At 74.1% G+C, this 14,060-nt stretch carries 17 protein-coding genes; 9 read left to right on the top strand and 8 right to left on the bottom strand.

The genetic code is table 11. The annotated features are described in order from the left end of the window. Positions 1-69 precede the first annotated feature (69 nt). The 3 genes from mrf (at position 70) to WIS52_RS08490 (ending at position 2,397) form a co-directional block, all read left to right on the top strand. Complete coding sequence (gene mrf, locus WIS52_RS08500; RefSeq protein WP_349297589.1) at positions 70-1,359, top strand: ribosome hibernation factor-recruiting GTPase MRF; 1,290 nt, start codon at positions 70-72, stop codon at positions 1,357-1,359. Then, positions 1,359-1,529, top strand: a complete 171-nt coding sequence (gene rpmF, locus WIS52_RS08495) for a 50S ribosomal protein L32 (protein WP_349297588.1) — start codon at positions 1,359-1,361, stop codon at positions 1,527-1,529. Before mrf ends, rpmF begins: the two co-directional genes overlap by 1 nt. 691 nt (positions 1,530-2,220) lie before the next feature. Beyond that, positions 2,221-2,397, top strand: a complete 177-nt coding sequence (locus tag WIS52_RS08490; protein ID WP_349297587.1) for a hypothetical protein — start codon at positions 2,221-2,223, stop codon at positions 2,395-2,397. A gap of 6 nt (positions 2,398-2,403) precedes the next feature. Here the strand turns inward: WIS52_RS08490 and WIS52_RS08485 are convergent, their stop codons facing one another. Continuing rightward, positions 2,404-2,631, bottom strand: coding sequence for a hypothetical protein (locus WIS52_RS08485; protein WP_349297586.1), 228 nt, complete (start codon positions 2,629-2,631; stop codon positions 2,404-2,406). Positions 2,632-2,842: 211 nt separating this feature from the next. Here WIS52_RS08485 and tenA point away from each other — a divergent pair, with 211 nt between their 5' ends. Then, positions 2,843-3,511, top strand: a complete 669-nt coding sequence (tenA, locus tag WIS52_RS08480; RefSeq protein WP_349297585.1) for a thiaminase II — start codon at positions 2,843-2,845, stop codon at positions 3,509-3,511. A 52-nt stretch (positions 3,512-3,563) separates the two neighbouring features. Here tenA and WIS52_RS08475 read toward each other — a convergent pair whose 3' ends face one another. The 3 genes from WIS52_RS08475 to WIS52_RS08465 are packed head-to-tail and all read right to left on the bottom strand — an operon-like array spanning position 3,564 to position 6,040. Then, entirely contained in the window at positions 3,564-3,968 is a 405-nt protein-coding gene (locus WIS52_RS08475) for a phage holin family protein (RefSeq protein WP_349297584.1), read from the bottom strand. Beyond that, positions 3,968-5,206 carry a serine hydrolase domain-containing protein gene (locus WIS52_RS08470; protein WP_349297583.1) on the bottom strand — a complete coding sequence of 413 codons (1,239 nt, stop codon included), beginning with the start codon at positions 5,204-5,206 and terminating at the stop codon, positions 3,968-3,970. The genes WIS52_RS08475 and WIS52_RS08470 overlap by 1 nt, the downstream gene beginning before the upstream one ends. A gap of 27 nt (positions 5,207-5,233) precedes the next feature. Continuing rightward, on the bottom strand, positions 5,234-6,040 hold the full coding sequence (locus tag WIS52_RS08465) for a class I SAM-dependent methyltransferase (protein WP_349297582.1): 807 nt from the start codon (positions 6,038-6,040) through the stop codon (positions 5,234-5,236). Between the two features lie 167 nt (positions 6,041-6,207). Between WIS52_RS08465 and WIS52_RS08460 the strand changes: the two genes are divergently transcribed. Both WIS52_RS08460 and WIS52_RS08455 read left to right on the top strand, forming a co-directional pair. After that, positions 6,208-7,188, top strand: coding sequence for a patatin-like phospholipase family protein (locus WIS52_RS08460; protein ID WP_349297581.1), 981 nt, complete (start codon positions 6,208-6,210; stop codon positions 7,186-7,188). A gap of 116 nt (positions 7,189-7,304) precedes the next feature. Continuing rightward, positions 7,305-7,568 (top strand): hypothetical protein, encoded by a 264-nt coding sequence (locus WIS52_RS08455; RefSeq protein ID WP_349297580.1) that lies wholly within the window; start codon positions 7,305-7,307, stop codon positions 7,566-7,568. 7 nt (positions 7,569-7,575) lie between these two features. Here the strand turns inward: WIS52_RS08455 and WIS52_RS08450 are convergent, their stop codons facing one another. Together WIS52_RS08450 and WIS52_RS08445 are read right to left on the bottom strand one after the other, a co-directional pair. Continuing rightward, positions 7,576-7,791 carry an FDXHR family putative zinc-binding protein gene (locus tag WIS52_RS08450; protein WP_349297579.1) on the bottom strand — a complete coding sequence of 72 codons (216 nt, stop codon included), beginning with the start codon at positions 7,789-7,791 and terminating at the stop codon, positions 7,576-7,578. A 55-nt stretch (positions 7,792-7,846) separates the two neighbouring features. Continuing rightward, positions 7,847-9,013 carry a GNAT family N-acetyltransferase gene (locus tag WIS52_RS08445; RefSeq protein ID WP_349297578.1) on the bottom strand — a complete coding sequence of 389 codons (1,167 nt, stop codon included), beginning with the start codon at positions 9,011-9,013 and terminating at the stop codon, positions 7,847-7,849. A 97-nt stretch (positions 9,014-9,110) separates the two neighbouring features. On the opposite strand from WIS52_RS08445, the gene WIS52_RS08440 reads away from it, so the two are divergent. Next, a complete protein-coding gene (locus WIS52_RS08440) occupies positions 9,111-10,751 on the top strand; it encodes a CocE/NonD family hydrolase (RefSeq protein ID WP_349297577.1) in 1,641 nt (546 codons plus the stop codon). Between the two features lie 140 nt (positions 10,752-10,891). Here the strand turns inward: WIS52_RS08440 and WIS52_RS08435 are convergent, their stop codons facing one another. Then, positions 10,892-11,260 carry a hypothetical protein gene (locus WIS52_RS08435; RefSeq protein WP_349297576.1) on the bottom strand — a complete coding sequence of 123 codons (369 nt, stop codon included), beginning with the start codon at positions 11,258-11,260 and terminating at the stop codon, positions 10,892-10,894. A gap of 423 nt (positions 11,261-11,683) precedes the next feature. Here WIS52_RS08435 and WIS52_RS08430 point away from each other — a divergent pair, with 423 nt between their 5' ends. After that, the gene (locus tag WIS52_RS08430) at positions 11,684-13,060 is read left to right on the top strand and encodes an ethanolamine ammonia-lyase subunit EutB (RefSeq protein ID WP_349297575.1); all 1,377 of its coding nucleotides are present in this window, start codon (positions 11,684-11,686) and stop codon (positions 13,058-13,060) included. After that, positions 13,057-13,779 carry an ethanolamine ammonia-lyase subunit EutC gene (gene eutC / locus WIS52_RS08425; RefSeq protein WP_349297574.1) on the top strand — a complete coding sequence of 241 codons (723 nt, stop codon included), beginning with the start codon at positions 13,057-13,059 and terminating at the stop codon, positions 13,777-13,779. The genes WIS52_RS08430 and eutC overlap by 4 nt, the downstream gene beginning before the upstream one ends. Here the strand turns inward: eutC and WIS52_RS08420 are convergent. After that, positions 13,748-14,038, bottom strand: coding sequence for a hypothetical protein (locus tag WIS52_RS08420; RefSeq protein WP_349297573.1), 291 nt, complete (start codon positions 14,036-14,038; stop codon positions 13,748-13,750). The two genes, eutC and WIS52_RS08420, sit on opposite strands and share 32 nt — an antisense overlap. Positions 14,039-14,060 lie beyond the last annotated feature (22 nt).

Genomic DNA, 14,060 nt, shown 5'->3' with positions numbered 1-14,060 from the left:
CACCGCCTCCTCTCAACATGAGAATCATTTTCGTTTAGAGTACACCTCGACCGACGGCAGGAGGAAGGCATGACCGAGCTGGTGGTCCTGTGCGGGATACCGCAGGACGGCGTGGAACGGACGATCTCGCGGATGCGCGAGCTGGACCCGCAGGTCGTGGTGCTGCACCACGACCTGCACGACCTGGGCCGCGGCCGGGTGCACCGGCGGTGGCGCGACGACCGGACCGACGAGCGCACGGTGCTCGAGCTCGCGCACGGCTGCGTGAGCTGCACGATCCGCGAGGACGTCCTGCCGACACTGGTCGCGCTGGCCGGGCGGGCGCGCCGGGTCGTCCTGCACCTGGACCCGCGACTCGAGCCGGAGCCGGTGTGCTGGGCGCTCGGCACGGTGCTGTGCGAACCGGGCAGCTCCGCGCCGCGTGCCCCAGGGGACGGCCGGGATCCCTGCCCGGTCACCGACCTCGTCGACCTGCGCGCGGTGGTGACCGTCGTGGACCCGGACCGCTGGCTCGACGACGCGTCCGGCGACGCGACGCTGCCCGAGCGCGGGCTGAGCACGTTGCCCGACGACGAGCGCACGGTCGCCCAGCTCGCCGTCGGGCAGGCCGAGTTCGCCGACGTGCTCGTGACCACCCGCCCCACCCGGCGCGGCGACGACCGGATCACCGCCGTGCTGGATCGGCTGTCCCCCACCGCGCCCCGGCTGGAGACCGGACACGGCGACCACCGGCTGTTCGGCGACGGCCTGCCGGCCGGGGCACGCCGTGGCGTACCGGGCGGGGTGCACGAGCCGCTGCTGCGGGGCGAGCCGCCGCTGGAGGGCGTCGGCGGCGTCCGCACCCTGGTGTTCTCCGCCCGCCGCCCGTTCCACCCGGATCGGCTGCACGAGGCGCTCGACCACCTGCTCGACGGCGTCGTCCGGACCCGCGGGCGGGTGTGGCTCGCCACCCGGCCGGGCGCCGTGCTGTGGCTGGAGAGCGCCGGCGGCGGCCTGCGGATCGGCCACGCCGGTGACTGGCTCGCCGGGGCCGATGAGCAGGCCTGGGCGGCGGCCGGTGACGAGCGCCGCGCGCTGGCGGCACTGGCCTGGCACCCGCGCTGGGGCGACCGGGCCCAGGACCTGGTGGTGCTGTGCGACGGGGCGGACCCGGACCGGATCGACGGCGCACTACACGGGGCGCTGCTCTCCGACGCCGAGCTCGCCGCGGGCGAGACGGCCTGGGCGGGGCTGCCCGACCCGTTCGGCTGGACCCACGACGAGCCCTGCGACACCCCGGAACGCGACACCCCGGAACCGACCGGCTCGTCGCCGCGTCGGGCCCCGGCACCCCGCCGGGACGAGGAGGGAGACATCTGATGGCCGTACCGAAGCGACGGACGTCCCGGGCGAACACCCGGCACCGCCGGGCCCGGTGGACGGCGGACCGGCCGGACCTCGTACCGCTGCTCCTGGCGGGACGCGAGCACCTCGTGCCACGACGCCTGGTGCCGGCCTACCGGCGCGGACTGCTGCCGCCGCCGAGCTGACCGACGGCGCCGAATGATCGCAACAGGGTGACGACTCGTCACTCCTGGTCACAGAGACAGGGTGTGGACGGGTACATCGCTCAGCCTGTCGAGTGGATCCCTCACTCCGACGATTGGCGGAGGCCGGGTTGGGATAACAGGGTGAGCATCAGGCACGACAAGCTGGGTGGAAGCAGGAACCGGAGGCGCACCGGATCTGCGGAGACCCCGTATCGACTCCCCCGAGATCGTGGTGATCGTCATGTCCGCGCACGTCGTCCGTATCCCCAGCCCCCGCCGCCCGATCGGTGCAGCGCCGGTCGTCACCGCCCCGCGCACCGCCGACGAGCCGGCCGGGCGCGCTGCACGTCCGGGGCGGCACGACGACGCTCCGGTCACCGGCATCCCGTCGCCGCGCCGGGCCGTGCCGGACAGCGACCGGGGGACGAGGACGGCCGGCGCGCCGGCCGCACCACGGAAGGACGGGATCCCGCGGCCGCGCCGGACCCCGCGCCCGGGCGAGATCCCGCAGCAGGAGAGCGGGGCCCCGCGGCAGAGCGGGGCTCCACGGCGGGGCCAGGTCCCGATGCAGGGTGGCGTTCCGCCGCGTCGGATCCCGCTGCCGGGCCCGGTCCGGTCTCAGGATCGAGCCGGAGCCGGCACCGGGGACCGTCCGGCGGGCGGGCGACCGGTCGACGGGGAGCGCCGCTACGTGCGGGCTCGCACGTACGTCCCCCGGCGCAGGCGGGCGTTCCTGCTGGCCGCGCGGGCCGGGAGCCTGACCACGCTGGCCGCGATGCTGGTACTGGCCGCGGCCGTCGCCGGTCTGGCCGACGGGAACCCGCCGGCCGGTGATGCCGCCGAGGTGGCCGTCACCTCGCCGTGGTGAGCGAGCTCAGGCGGCGTCGGACGTCGCCTGCGCCGCCGGCTGGGTCTTCATGATGTGGTCGACCAGCTCCATGACGAGCCGGTTGCCGCCGAGCCGGTAGCCGAAGTCCTCCCAGGACAGCAGCTCGCGGGAGACGAGCTCGCCGACCGGGCCGGGGTAGACTCGGGTGGCTCGGAACGCGGCGGCTCTCATCCGCATCTTCTCGTGGTGCTCCATCGGGGCGGGAGCGCTCATGGCCTTGTCCTCCGTGATCGGTGGTCACGTCGCCGGCGCGTACTCCGCGCTGAGCGACCGACGAGCCCCATGGTGACGGAGTCACGCCGGATCGCCGCCGGACGTGGTCAGCATTACAGCGTTTCGTCACCACACGGTTGACGACGTGTTGACCCGGTGTTTCCGTGCCGATCATCGAGTCCGCTACGGCGAGGCGATTACGGTGGCGGACATGGCTGACCGCATCCGAGACGTGCTCTGGTCGGACGTGGAGGGCATCCACGCGCAGATCCTCGACCACCCCTTCGTCACCGGCCTGACCGACGGCACCCTCCCGCACGGGACGTTCCGGCACTACATCGTGCAGGACGCGCACTACCTGCGGGGCTACGCGAAGGCGCTGGCCGTCTGTGCGGCGAAGGCATCCGGTGAGGACGAGACCCTGATGTTCGCCGAGCACGCCGGCGGCGCCATCGCCGCGGAACGCGAGCTGCACGCGGACCTGCTCGGCGCTCTCGACCTGACCTCGGAGCAGGCGCGCGCCCTCCCGGTCGAGCCGGCCACCCTGGCGTACGTCAGCTACCTGCTCGCCGCGGTGCACGGCGGGTCCTACGCCGAAGGCGTCGCCGCCGTCCTGCCCTGCTACTGGATCTACGCCAAGGTCGGCGCGCACCTGGTCGACACCGGCTCGGCCGACCCGCTCTACCAGCGCTGGATCGACATGTACGCCGGCGACGAGTACCAGGCCGTCGTCGACGCGGTGCTGGACGCGACCGACCGCGTCGGAGCGACGGTCTCGGACACCGAGCTCACCCTGATGCGCGAGCACTTCACGACGACCTCGCGCTACGAGTGGATGTTCTGGGACGCCGCCCACCGCCGCGAGACCTGGCCCGTCTGACCTTGCGCCCCGCGCCACCCCCCCAGTGCCCGGAGGGCGGGCGCTGCGCGGCTCAGCGGGCGTCGTAGCGGTCCGGGATCACCAGGTGCAGGAAGAACGACACGATCGCCACGATGATCGCGCCCCAGAACGCCGACCAGAAGCCGTCGACGACGAACGGCAGGTTCAGCAGCCCGGACAGCCAGCCCGTCAACATGAACATCAGCGCGTTCACGACCAGCCCGAACAGGCCGAGCGTGAGGACGTAGAGCGGGCACCCGATCAGGGCGACGAACGGCTTCACCACGGCGTTCACCACGCCGAAGATCAGCGCGACGCCGACCAGCGTCGCGACCCTGGTCCCGGTGGTGCCCCCGGTGAGATCGAGACCGCTGACGAGCACGGTCGCCACCCACAGGGACGCCGCGACGACGAGCGTCCGGACGACGAACGCGAGTGCGGGCGAGGCCGTGCGCATCAGTCGATCACCGCCTGCTGGACCAGCGTCTGGAGCTGGGAACGGATGGGGTAGGTGCTCGAGGGGACGAGCTGGGTGAGGAACAGGGCCACGATCTCGTCGAGGGGGTCGACCCAGAACGCGGTGGAGGCGAGCCCGCCCCAGGCGAACGTCCCCTCGTTGGTGAGCTGCTTGGCCTTCGTGCCGTCGACCACCACGGAGAAGCCGAGGCCGAAACCGACCCCGGCGTAGGCGGACTCGGCGAAGATCGGGCGCCCGACCGTGTCGAGGTCGGCGCCGCCGGGCAGGTGGTTGCGGGTCGCGCGGGCCAGGGTGCGCGGCCCGAGCAGCCGGACGCCGTCCAGCTCGCCGCCGCGGGCGAGCATCCGGGCGAACCGCAGGTAGTCCCCGGCCGTCGAGAGCAGCCCGCCGCCACCGGACAGGAACGTCGGCTCGCCGGTCGCCGCCCGCGCGAGCACCTTGTTGACGACCAGGCCGCCACCCGGGCGGGCGTTGTAGAGGGTGGCCAGCCGCGCAGCCTCCGGCGAGTCGGGCGCGACCCGGAACGTCGTGTCGACCATCCCGAGCGGGCCGGTGATCTCGTCGCGGAAGAACTCGTCGAGCCGCTTCCCGGACGCGACCTCGACGACCCGCCCGAGGACGTCGGTGGCCACCGAGTAGTTCCACTCGGTGCCGGGCTGGAACAGCAGCGGGAACCGGGCGAACTGCTCGGCCGCCGTCGCGAGGTCGACCCCGGCGGGAGCGCCGAACTCGTAGCCCTTGGACCGGTACATCTCGTCGACCGGGTGGGCGTGGTGGAAGCCGTAGGTCAGCCCCGCGGTGTGCGTGAGCAGGTGGTGGATCCGCACCGGTTCGACGGCGGCGTCGGTGCCCGGGTTCAGCGCCGACCCGCCGCGGTAGACCCGCTGGTCGGCGAAGGCCGGGATGTAGCGCGAGACCGGGTCGGTCAGCTCGAGCGCCCCCCGCTCCCACAGCATCAGCGCGGCGATCGAGGTGACCGGCTTGGTCATCGAGTAGATGCGCCAGATCGTGTCGTCGGTGACCGGCAGCTGCTCGTCGACGTCACGGTGCCCGTGGTGCGACAGGTGGACCAGCCGGTCCCGGCGGGCGACGGCGATCGTCCAGCCTGGGAGCCTGCCGTCGTCGACGTAGCGGCGGAAGTGCGTGTCGATCCGGGCGAGCCGGGCCGGGTCGAGCCCGACCTCCGCCGGATCCGCCTCGATCTTCGGAGCGGTCACGGCCCCGACCCTACCGGCGGTAGGAGCTCACGCCGGGAGGATCTCGTAGCGGGCCAGCCGGTGCCCGTTCAGCGCGGGGGCGGCGCGGAGCGCCGCGGTGAGGGCCCGGGCCGTGCGCGACAACCGGGTGGCGACGGCGGCGGGCGGCGCACCCGCACCGTGGGCGTCGCGCAGCCGCAGGCCCCACGGCTCGAGCTCGCGGGGGTCCTCGCAGGTCCAGTCGACGTCGAGGCCGCGCAGCGGACCGCCGGCCAGCCGCCCGGCGGCCGCGCGGGAGAGCACGTCGGTGATCAGCGTCGCGCCCGGGAGCATCCGCGCCGCGGTGAACACGATCCGCTGCACCCCCTGCTCCGGCAGCAGTGTCAGGACGTGGTCGGACACCAGCAGGTACGGCCCCGGCAGGTCGCGCGCGAGCTCCAGCCAGTCCTCGTCGAGCGCCGATCCGGACACCAGGTGGGCCGGGCCGCCGGGCAGCAGCTCCCGGCGCAGCTCCGCGATCTCGGGCAGCTCGACGTCCACCCAGTGCCCTGGCCCGTCCGCGCCGAGCCGGCCGGCGCGGGAGTCCAGGCCGGGCCCGAGCTCGACGACCGTCCCGCCGGGGTGCGCGGACGCGAACTCCCGTACCCAGTGGTCGAGCACGGCGCCGCGCAGCACCGTGCACAGCGCCTCGGTGCGGCCGGGCCCCTCGCCGAGGTCGAGGGCCTCGGCGAGCGCCGCGGCCGCCGGATCGCCGACCACCGGACGGCGGCGCCGGGCGTCGCGGGCGCGGGCGTACGCGGCCGGGAGCGACGTCGCCTCCATCGCCCCCAGCCGCACCTGCCGTCGTTCGGTCACGGTGACACCCCCTGGGCGCGCGAACCTACTAGCGACCGCCCGATGATCTCGCGGCGGGCGGGTGAGCGGTGGGTACACGTCGACCGGTGGCGGGCCGACGATCCTGGTACGTGCGTTGCGCCACGGTCGGTCCGGTTCGCCGGGCCCCACCCGTGATGATGGTGGTCATGCGTGCGACCACCCCCGGAGCCCACGGCGACGCCGAGGTGCTGCGGCTGCTGGAGCGCCGGCTCGACACGGGACGCGGCGCCGGCCGGCACGATGACGGCCACCGGCTGGCCCTCGTCGTCGGCGGCGGCGGGATGCGCGGCGCCTACGCCGGCGGGATGGTGCACGCCCTGTCCGACGCCGGCCTGGCCGGCGCGTTCGACGAGGTGTGGGGCAGCTCGGCCGGCGCGTTCGTCGGCACCGCGCTGGTGCTGGGACACGGCGCGGACGCCGCCCGCATCTTCGCCGACGACATGACGTGCCGGGAGTTCATCGACCCGCGCCGGTTCGGCACCCGCCGCCCGATGGTGTCGCTGGACCACCTGCTCGACCACATCCTGGTCCACTCGCGCCCCACCGAGTGGTCGTCGCTGGTGACCAGCCCGGCGGAGCTGCGGGTGCTGGTCACCCGGGCCTCGGACCTGACCCCGCACGTGCTGTCCGGCCTGCCCGACGGACCGACCTGGAAGGCCGCGATGCGGGCGACCGCGTCGATCCCGCTGCTGGCCGGCCCACCCGTCCGGATCGGCGACGACGAGTGGATCGACGGCTCGGTCGGCGACCCGCTGCCGGTGGCCCGGGCCCTGCGCGGCGGGGCGACCCACGTGCTGGCCCTGATGACCCGCACCGTCGACGAGCTCGCCGCCCCGCCGCCGGGCACCGACGGCCGCGCCCCGCTGTGGGCACGCTCGCTGGACCGGCTGGCCCCGGGCCTGGGCCGGATGGCCCAGGACACCGCGCGGCACGGCGAGTGCCTGTCGCTGCTGACCGACGCGGCACATCCGGACCGGGAGCGCGCGCACCTGCTGACCCTGGCCCCGCACACCTCGGCCGGGGTCCGCGGGCTGACCACCGACCGCGCCCGGGTGCGGCGCGCCACGGCGATCGGCTACGAGACCGCCCTCGACGCGCTCGGCACCGTCGCGCTCCGCGCAGCCTGATCCCGCCGGTCACGCACGTCGACCGATGACTTCCGCGCAGCCGGTCGGTCACCTCTCGTAGTCACCGCTCGTGCACGCGGGCGTGGACGCCGCCGACCGAGCCGAGGGGGTGCGCCGTGACCCGTGCTCCGGCGTTCCGCAGCCGGACCGTGACCCTGCCGCCGGGCACGGCGCGCCCGCACGACGAGGACGAGTGGCGGGGCGCCCTGATCGTCGTCGACGCCGGCGAGATCGAGCTGTGCTGCGCGGCCGGCGGCGCACGGACCTTCGGCGCCGGGTCGGTGCTGTGGTTCACCGGGCTGAACCTGGTGCGGGTGCGCAACCCGGGCGGGACCGACGCGGTGTTCCGCGGGATCACCCGGGCGCCACCGGACGGTTGAGCTGTCGCTAGCCCGCCTCGTCGAGGGCCCGCAGCCAGATGCCGTTGCGGGTGGCCACCAGTCCCAGCTCCGCCGGGTCGGTGCACCGGCCCCGGGGGCGGTGGCTGTCCCAGAGCGCGGCGTCGTCGAACACGGCGCCGCATCCGGCGAAGCGCGCACAGCAGTGCGCCCGGTCCGCCCCGACCCACTCGCGCTCGCAGCACGACATCCGCAGCACCTGCACGGTGGGCAGGCTACGGGGTACCCCCGACAGTGATCACTGTGATCACTGTCGGGGGTCACGTCGTGGACGGACCGGGTCTCGGGTCGGTGTCGAGCAGGTCGTACCAGACGCCGTCGTCGACGTGCTCGTTGTCGAGCCCGTGCACGCCGTCGGCGCGGAACTCGCCGACCAGCTGGAACCCGGTGCGCTCGGCGACCCGGCGGCTGGCCGCGTTGTCGCGGGCCGCACCGAGCGCGAGCCGGGTCCGGCCCAGCCCGCCGTCGTCGACCGGGGTGAAGGCGTGCGCGATCACCAGCCGCAGCGCCTCGGTGACGATCCCGCGGCCGCGCGCGTCGGGGTGCGCCCGGTAGCCGACGTCGCCGCCGGTGGGGGTGTAGGGCAGGTCCATCTCGTGCACCGAGATCGTGCCGAGCAGCCGGTCGTCGCCCGGGTCGGCGATCACCCACTCCACGGCCCGGCCCAGCGAGGCGTCGAGCCGGCGGTCGCAGATCCAGCGCCGGGCGTCGTCGGCGGTGTAGGGCCGCGGCAGGGTGGCGTTCCACCACTGCGCGTCCGGGTCGTTGCAGGCCTCCACCTGTCGGTGCACATCGGACTCGACCGGCGGGCGCAGCCGGCCCCGCTCGCCGTCGAGCACCGGGACCGTCCACCAGGTGGTGCGCGGTTCCCGGGTCGCGACCGGGTCGCCGGGCAGCAGCACGGCGGTCCAGGCGTCGACGAGCTCGCCGCCGGCGGGAATCGCGGCGGTGCGGACGCCCTCGAAGCGGAACCCGCAGGCATGCGCCACCCGCCAGGAGGCGACGTGCCCGGCCCGGGCGTCCCAGTGCAGGGCCCGCAGGCCGGCCCGGTCGAAGCCCCAGTCCGCGGCGAGGCGCAGTGCCCGGCTCATCCGCCCGGCGCCGCGGGCCCACGGCGCGAGGCCGTAACCGACCGACGGCGGCGGCCCGGTGCGCAGGTCGATCTGGCCGGCGAAGCGGGGGCGCCCGTCCGGCCCGGCGGCCTCGATCGCCCAGACGAACCCGGTGCCCTCCCGCCATCCGGTCGCGACCCTTTCCAGCCATTCACGTGCGTCGTGCTCGCCGTGGTCCGGCCCGAGCGAGGTCCACCGGTGCATCTCGGGATCCCGGTAGACCGCGACGATGTCGTCCACATCGGAGTCCCGGAGCCCGCGCAGCGTGACGACGCCGTCGGTGAGCTCCGGCGGGACGGTCGGGAGATCGGCCACCGGCCATGGCTACCCGCCCACGACCCGGCCCGGCAAGCGGGTTCTCCTACGATCGACCCCTGCCCGCGGCGCGCGGGGACGAGGGGGGGAGGTGGCGATGGCCGTGCTCGCGGATCGACTGGTCGACCGGCTGCTCGGGCTGCCCGGCCCGCCGGCGCCCTACCTGCGGGAACGCGATCTCCGGGTCCCGGTGTCCGACGGTGTCGTGCTGCTCGCCGATCTCTACCGCCGCCCCGGTCCGGTGCAGCCGCGGCCGACCGTGCTGATGCGCACCCCGTACGGCCGCGAGGGCCTCGGCACGATCATCGGTTCATTGCTGGCCCGCCGCGGGTTCCAGGTGCTGGTGCAGAGCACCCGCGGCACGTTCGGCTCGGGCGGGCAGTTCCGCCCGTTCCTGCACGAGAGCCCGGACGGTCTGGACACACTGGACTGGCTGCGCGCGCAGGACTGGAGCGACGGCCGGGTCTCGACCGTCGGGCCGAGCTACGTCGGGCACACCCAGTGGGCGCTCGCGCCGTACGCCGACCCCGGGCTCTGCTCGATGAACGCCGACATCACCGCGTCCGAGTTCACCAGCACCTTCTACCCCGGCGGCGCGCCGGGACTGCTGAACCTGGCGAGCTGGGTGAACCAGATCGGCCGTCAGGAACGGCTCGGCGCGGTCACCGGCTACCTGGCGACACCGGTGTTCAGCCGGCGCAAGCGCCGCGCGGTCGCCGGGCTGCCGCTGCAGGCCGCCGACGTCGCGCTCACCGGCGCACCCGTGATGTTCTGGCGGGACTTCGTCGAGAACGCCGAGCAGCCGCGCGAGTTCTGGGCGCCCGCCGAGCACGACGGGTTCGACGCGGCCGCGATGCCGCCGGTCTGCATGGTGACCGGCTGGTGGGACCTGTTCCTGCAGCGTCAGCTGATGGACTTCACCGCGCTGCAGCGCGGTGGTGCGACGGCGCGGATCACGATCGGCCCGTGGACGCACGGCGACCGCGGTTCGCTGACGACCACCGCCCGCGAGATGCTGCACTGGCTCGGCGTGCACCTGCACGGCGAGCCCGGCGACGACCGCGCCCCGGTCCGGGTCTTCGTCCAGCACGCCGACCGCTGGACCGACCTGCCCTGCTGGCCGCCGCCGCTCGCACAGCCGACCGAGTGGTACCTGGCCCCCGGCGGCGAGCTCCGGGCGGAGGCCCCCGGGCCGGCCGGGCCGCCGGACACGTTCGTCTACGACCCCGCGGACCCGACCCCGTCGGTCGGCGGGCCGATGCTGCAACCGCCGTCCAAGCAGCACGACAACCGCGCCGTGGAGGCCCGCGACGACGTGCTCGTCTACACCGGACCGCCGCTGGAGTCCGACCTGGACCTGCTCGGACCGGTGTCGGCGGTGGTGTACGTGCGGACCGGGTCGCAGGAGGGCGACGTCTTCGTCCGGGTCTGCGACGTCGCCCCGGACGGCACGTCGCTCAACGTCACCGATGCGATGCACCGGCTCGTGCCGAGCCGCGAGGCGACCGCCCCGGACGGCACCGCGGTCGTCCGGATGGGCCTGAGCCCGACCGGGTACCGGGTACGGGCCGGGCACCGCCTGCGGGTCCAGATCGCCGCCGCGGCGTTCCCCCGGTTCGCGCGCAACCACGGAACCGGCGAACGGATGGCGACAGCGGTGGACGGCCGCCGGATCTCCTACGAGGTCCTGCACGGCCCCGAGCATCCTTCGCACGTGGTCCTGCCGCATCATCCGTGACGATTTCTCCGGTTCCCCGGAAATAGCCACGGCCCCCCTCTCCGACGGAGAAGGGGGCCATGGGCGAATTCGGGGGTCACGATTCTTCCGGAGAGACGGCTCCGATGAATCGTCACCTCACCCGAGGGTGTGGCGTCGGATCAGTTGTCGAAGACCCCGAGGTTGCCCTGCGTGGTCGAACCGGGCGAGCACTCGCCGGCGGCGAAGTCGTCACCGCTGTTGCCGGCCTGGCCGCCGAGGACACCCAGCACGCTGGCCGCCACGTCGAGGTTGTTCAGCGAGCAGGACAGCACGTTGGCGTTGTTCAGTGCGTTCACGTCGCCCACGTTGACCAGGCCGTTCTGCGAGCTGACGCGGTTCTCGTCGGCGGTGTTGATCTGGTTCTGCCCGGCGGAGCCGTGGTGCGAGCCGGACTGCTCCTTGCCGTAGTCACCCGCGAAGGCCAGCGGGGAGACGGCGAGCAGACCAGCGGTGACGCCGGCGGTGACGAAAGCAGCCTTCTTCAGCACAGTGTTTCTCCATTGCGACGGGGTCCGTGTCGGACCGACGTTGTTCGGCGTGGTTTCGGGAGCCCCGCCGATGCACAGAACGCTATCCGGTCGAACCCCGATCCAACGAATTCCTTACCACTATCGGACCAGAGCAATCACTTTCGGCGAGGATACTGCTCTCTTCCGGCATCCGGATCTTGCGTCGGGCGTCGCTCCCGGCCGTATTGCACGACCGTGTGTCACCACTGTGGACCCGATCGGACGCGCACCCTTCTTCGTCGACACGCTCCGTGACTCACCCTCGACCCGGCCGTGTCGGCGAACCACTCCGCCGGGTTGACCCGCGGTCCGCGGCGGCGACACAGAACGCTCATCTCGACGTGACCCGCACGCGTGGGGGACGCTCCTACGATCTGCGCACCTCGACGAGCGGAGACCGGCATGACATCCAGGCGTGCCTCGCTGGGCGGGCACACCTACGAGTTCGCGGATCTGCGCGCGCTGCTGGCGGCCGCCACCCCGGAGCGGTCCGGGGACGTGCTGGCCGGCATCGCGGCCTCGTCGGAGCGGGAGCGGGTGGCCGCCCAAGGGGTGCTCGCCGACCTGCCGCTGACGGTGTTCCTCGACGAGCAGGTGGTGCCCTACGAGAACGACGAGGTCACCCGGCTGATCGTCGACTCGCACTCGACCGACGCGTTCGCCCCGGTCGCGTCGATGACCGTCGGCGAGCTGCGCGAACACCTGCTGCGCCCGTCCACCGACACCACCTCGCTCGCCGCCGGGCTGACCCCGGAGATGGTGGCCGCGACGGCGAAGCTGATGCGGGTGCAGGACCTCATCGCCGTCGCCCGGCGGACCCCGGTCGTCACCGGTTTCCGGTCGACGGTCGGCCTGCCGGGGACGATGGCGACCCGGCTGCAGCCCAACCACCCGACCGACGACCCGGCCGGCGTGACGGCGTCCATCGTGGACGGCCTGCTGCTCGGCTGCGGGGACGCCGTGATCGGGATCAACCCGGCCACCGACTCCCCCGCGCGCACGACCGAGCTGCTGCACCTGATCGACGAGGTGCGGATGCGGTACGCGATCCCGACCCAGTCCTGCGTGCTCGCCCACGTCACGACCTCGATCGAGATCATGGAGCGTGGCGCCCCGGTGGACCTGGTGTTCCAGTCGATCGCCGGGACCGAGGCGGCCAACTCCGGCTTCGGCGTCACCCTGGCGATGCTGCGCGAGGCGCACGACGCGGCCCGGTCGCTGGACCGCGGCACCGTCGGCACGCACTGCATGTACTTCGAGACCGGCCAGGGCAGCGCGCTGTCCGCGGACGCGCACCACGGCGTCGACCAGCAGACCCTCGAGACCCGGGCGTACGCCGTGGCCCGGGCGTTCGACCCGCTGCTGGTCAACACCGTCGTCGGGTTCATCGGCCCGGAGTACCTCCACGACGGCAAGCAGATCACCCGGGCCGGGCTGGAGGACCACGTCTGCGGCAAGCTGCTCGGCCTCCCGATGGGCGTCGACGTCTGCTACACCAACCACGCCGAGGCCGACGCCGACGACACCGACGTGCTGCTCACCCTGCTGGGCGCGGCCGGGTGCTCGTTCGTCATCTGCGTGCCCGGCGGCGACGACGTGATGCTGCACTACCAGTCGCTGTCGTTCCACGACGCGCTCTACGCCCGCCAGGTGCTGGGCCTGCGCCCGGCGCCGGAGTTCGAGCAGTGGCTGACCCGGATGGACCTGCTCTCCGACGACGGCCGGGTGCGCGAGCTCGCCGGGCGCGCCGTCCGCGAGCTGACCGCGGGCGTCCGGTGAGTACCGACCCGCTCGAGGTTCTGCGGGCCTCCACCCGGGCCCGGGTCGCGCTCGGCCGGGCCGGGGACGCGCTGCCGACCGGCCGGCTGCTGGAGCTCCGGGCCGCGCACGCCGCCGCCCGGGACGCCGTGCACACCCCGCTCGACGCCGACGCCCTGGCGGCACGGATCGCGGACCTCGGGGTCGAGGTGCTGCGCGCCGCCGGGGCGCCCCGGGACCGTGGCGAGTACCTGACCCGGCCCGACCTCGGCCGCCGGCTCGCCGACGGGACCCAGCTGCCGCACGGCGAGCACGACGTCGCCCTCGTCGTCGCCGACGGGCTGTCCCCGCTCGCCGTCGCCGAGCACGCGGCCGGGATGCTCGCCGAGATCCTGGAGCGGCTCGAGGGCCGGCGGGTCGCGCCGGTCGTCGTCGCCACCCAGGCGCGGGTGGCGCTGGGCGACGAGATCGCCGTCGCGCTGGGGGCCCGCGACGTCGTCGTGCTGATCGGTGAGCGTCCCGGGATGAGCTCGGTGGACTCGCTGGGGATCTACTTCACCTACGACGCCCGCCGGGGCCGCCGCGACTCCGAACGCAACTGCCTGTCCAACATCCGGCCGCCGCACGGCACCGGGTACGCGGCCGCGGCGACGACCCTGGCCCTGCTCATGGCCGAGGCGCAGCGGCTCAAGCTGTCCGGGGTGGGACTCAAGGCCGATCCCGCTCTCCCCGGGGCCTGACGGTCCCACGCAGCCGTTCGACGGCGGCCGCCGCGGCGTCGAGCTGGCGGGTGTCCTGCGCGACGGCCCACTCCCGGGTCAGGCGGTCGACGGCCAGGCAGGTCCAGCCCGGGCCGTCCTCCCCGCTCAGATGGACGAGCAGGGTGGTCCCGTCGTGCTCGACCCGCACCCGGTGGTCCGGGTTGCCGTCCTCGTGCAGGGTCCGCACCGGCGGGTCGGTGCCCGGGGCGACGAACGAGGTCCACCGGCTGCGTGGCATGGGCCCTCCCTGGCTCGGGTGT

The sequence above is a fragment of the Pseudonocardia nematodicida genome (assembly GCF_040105385.1).
GTDB classification, from domain to species: domain Bacteria; phylum Actinomycetota; class Actinomycetes; order Mycobacteriales; family Pseudonocardiaceae; genus Pseudonocardia; species Pseudonocardia nematodicida.
The sequence above is the reverse complement of the archived record's forward strand: the minus strand, read 5'-3'. Positions and strand labels throughout refer to the sequence as shown.